The following is a 2,702-nucleotide window of genomic DNA, read 5'->3' as shown; positions in this document are numbered from 1 at the left end:
GGATCGTTTTCTGATCCTCCCGGCCCTCAAATCCGACCCGCACGGGCTGGGCCAGATCTTCGAGCTGCGCGAGAAGTTGTGCATGGCCTGCTGCGGTGTTGGGCAGGCGGAGCCGCCGCCCGCTCTGCACACAAAAGCCGTCGAGCCAATCGCGGGAAACATCTATGCCGATCACGGTTGCTGCTGGTATCATATCACTCTCTCTTCCTTATACTTCGCGGTCCCGCAAAACGGGCCGCCGTCAACTGTTCGAGACGGTGAAGAGAGGCAGGATCAGCCTGCTAGCGATCGTGGTCATGCCACAAGGTGTTCAGCGCTGTATCCTACCCCATCGCGACTCCTGGCCGGGAGCTGCGATGGGGCTAATGTAGCAGGCCAGAGACACATAAGCCTTCGTCCGTGCGCCATGCTTCGTCAATCCCTCGAGATGGCGCCACCTGACAGAAGTACATCACACGAGGAAGCCGCGAGCACGCGGCGCGCGACACTGCCCAAAATCAACTGGGATATCGCGTTCTTTCCCTGAATACCAAGCGCGACAAGGTCTGCTTTTCCGCTCCTTGCGAGCCGAACCAGCGCGGTAGTGGGATCGCCCCGAACGACACGGATTTTGCCTGCCACAGCTAGATCTGCACGGATGGAGTGCAATTCTACGTAGGCAGACTGTGCTTTGGCTTGACGATATCGGTCAAGCTCGGCCTGAGAGGTTCCCACTTTCAGCATGGCCTGCTCGAACGTAAGCGGGATTTCGAAAGCGTGTATCAACTCAATTTTCGCCGACGGGGCTATTTGCGTCGCAGCCTGCGCTGCTGCAAACGACATTGGCGAGAAGTCAATGGCAGCGATCACACGCTGGTATGGATCGTCAGTTACGCGCTTGACGACCACGATTGGACATAAGCCGGCGCGCACGACCCGGTCGGCGGTCGAGCCGAATATTTTTTCGCGCCGGTTTTGAGGCTTTCCTGGCCCGATGACCAGCAGATCGGCAGCGTGATCGCGTATCAGGCGCTCGATAAACTGGTCGGCTTTGCCGCACTCCACCTCGATTTCTGCCTGAACCGCCGCGCTCTCGGCCATCTGCTTGAGTGATGCGAAAGCCTCTGATTCCAGCACGTTTGAGATTGCTTCCTTTTTGGCTGGAGGCGGAAGATTAGGATCGGATTCCGGAAGGCTCTCGATCGCATGAGCCAGCACGAGCTTGGCCCCGTGGTCGGTTGCAAGCCGAATGGCGCGGCGCGCTAGCTGCTGCTCATCATTTTCGAGGGCGATCGCTGCAATGATTGTTTTGATCGTCACGCCGGATCTCCTGATATGTCGGGGAGGAGCAAAGCGGTGTGGGCTCCTCCCGCTGTTAGTATAATGGATAGCGTAGAGCCGCTGCCAGCTCACCCTTTCTTGGAATATCGCGCCGTACGCCCATTACACGGGCACCGCTCGCCAGCCCTCGTGCCGCGATCTTGTCGACAACGCCATAGGCCTTTGCGGCAGCAGCATAGATGGTGCGCATGCGGAAAGCACCTTCTCGCGACCAGTGATTCCAGAAATTTTGCTCAAGGAAGCGAAAGTATTGCTTTTGCAATCGAAAAATAGACCAGAACGCCGGTTGCGTCGGCGATCGAGGTCACCAGTGGCGTGCTGGCAGTGGCCGGATCCATATTGAAGCGACTGAGGATGAAGGGCAGCAGCATGCCGATCATGCTGCCGACGATGACGATCACCACCATCGACAGCGCAATCACGATCGCAATGTCGGGGCCGCCACGAAAGACGCCAATAACGGCGATGGCCGCCGCCATGCTGAGACCCAGAAGTATCGCCACCACCAGCTCGCGGCCCAGAACACGGCCCCAGTCGGAAATGCGAATATCGCCGGTCGCCAGCGCGCGCACCATCAAGGTGGCGGATTGCGAGCCGGCATTGCCGCCCGAAGCGATCAAAATCGGGAGAAAAAACATCAGCGTCAGATGTGCGGCGATAGTGTCTTCGAAATGGGCTATGCCTGCCCCTGAAAAGATGTTGCCGAAGACGAGTAGCATCAGCCAGGCGATGCGCGCCCGGTAGAGCATTGGCACGGTTGCGGTCGCAACGCTCGAATCCAAATTGGTGACGGTTCCCAACCGCTGGAAATCCTCGGTCGCCTCCGCTTCCATCACGTCCAGCGCATCATCGTGGGTGATGATGCCGACCAGCCGCTCCTGCGCGTCGATCACTGGCAGCGCAATCACGTCGTACCGAGCGATCTTGCGAGCGGCGGCCTCCACATCGGCGTCAACGGGGATCGCATGGGTATTGCGCTCGATCAGATCGGCGACCTTGATGCTCCCATGTGCGGTGATGAGGTCTTGAAGCCTGACCGAGCCGATAAGGTGACGCTGGCCGTCGACCACATAGGCCCGGTAGATGGTTTCCTTGTTGGGCGCTTCGTGACGCAGCACGTCAATCGCTTGCTTCGCATTGAGCTGTGGGGACAAAGACGCGTAGTCCGACGTCATGATTGCGCCGGCCGTGCCTTCCTCATAGGCGGCCAGCTGCCTAATGTCTTCGCGCTCTGCCTGTGCGAGCGCTGGCATCAGCACCTCGCGCTGCTCGTCCGTCAGCTTCTTGTAGAGGTCCGCGCGGTCGTCAGCGTTCATCTCCATGAAGATGGCTGCCAGATCGGCGCGCGGTATGCTCGTGGCGAGTTGCGCTTGATAGTCTAG

Annotated in this window: 3 protein-coding genes; all 3 read right to left on the bottom strand. The window is 59.1% G+C overall.

From position 1 onward, the window contains the following. Positions 1-193: IS110 family transposase (locus tag EP867_RS19225; RefSeq protein ID WP_164888973.1), on the bottom strand; the 193-nt coding region annotated here is incomplete at its 3' end. A 221-nt stretch (positions 194-414) separates the two neighbouring features. Next, the gene (locus EP867_RS19220; RefSeq protein ID WP_128491043.1) at positions 415-1,299 is read right to left on the bottom strand and encodes a universal stress protein; all 885 of its coding nucleotides are present in this window, start codon (positions 1,297-1,299) and stop codon (positions 415-417) included. Positions 1,300-1,553: 254 nt separating this feature from the next. Beyond that, positions 1,554-2,702 (bottom strand): magnesium transporter (gene mgtE, locus EP867_RS19215; protein WP_128491042.1); only part of this gene is annotated, 1,149 nt, incomplete at its 5' end.

The sequence above is a fragment of the Falsigemmobacter intermedius genome, assembly GCF_004054105.1.
In the GTDB taxonomy this organism is placed as follows: Bacteria; Pseudomonadota; Alphaproteobacteria; order Rhodobacterales; family Rhodobacteraceae; genus Wagnerdoeblera; species Wagnerdoeblera intermedia.
The sequence above is the reverse complement of the archived record's forward strand: the minus strand, read 5'-3'. Positions and strand labels throughout refer to the sequence as shown.